Raw genomic sequence first — 642 nt, 5'->3', positions numbered from 1 at the left:
CCCACGCGGCGATCATGTAGTCCGACACCTTGCGTTGCTGCGGGGTGAGCTGGGCGCCGAGGTCGAACAGCATGATGAGTTCGGAGCCGTGGTAGGCCTTGTAGTCCGGGAACGGCGGCAACGGGAAGATCATCGGTATGTCCTGGTCGGCGAACTCGTAGCCCGACACCCGTGTGTTCCGTCCGAGCTCTGTGCGGGTGAGCTGGGTCGGGCACGCCCAGGACCTGTCGGTCAGGACTGCCGCGATCTCGTCGCGGGCGTCGTCGTTGCCGTTGACCGGGTATCTCGCGGCGATGCGGTCGGCGTTGTTCTCCCCGAACAGCCCGGCCAGCTGCGCCCGGTATGCCGCTTCCGGGACACGCTGCGGCCAGAACAACGGCGCGAACAACGTCATCTCGTCGTGNNCCCGGTCTTCTGCGCGACGACCGGATCGATCGGCAACACCGCCGTGTCGTAGGCGGGGGAGGCGAACTGCTCGTGCACCGCGAGAAGCTTGTCCACTGGCTGTGCTCGCAGGCACGCCAGATCGGCACAGCCCACCGTGCCCACGCCATGCTGCTCGACGGCCGTTCGTGTCTGCCAGACACCGACGAACTCGCCGGTGCTGCTGGGCAGGGTGAGCCCGCACGGCCCGGACTGGAT

At 67.5% G+C, this 642-nt stretch carries 1 pseudogene; it reads right to left on the bottom strand.

Annotation, left to right across the window (positions count from 1 at the left end):
* Positions 1 to 394, bottom strand: a pseudogene (locus B0F77_RS48540) (carboxylesterase family protein); the annotation flags it as partial.
* Between the last annotated feature and the right edge of the window lie 248 nt (positions 395 to 642).

The sequence above is a fragment of the Lentzea kentuckyensis genome, assembly GCF_002150765.1.
Taxonomy (GTDB): Bacteria; Actinomycetota; Actinomycetes; order Mycobacteriales; family Pseudonocardiaceae; genus Lentzea; species Lentzea kentuckyensis.
Note: the sequence above shows the minus strand (reverse complement) of the source record. Positions and strands in the feature narration are given on the sequence as shown.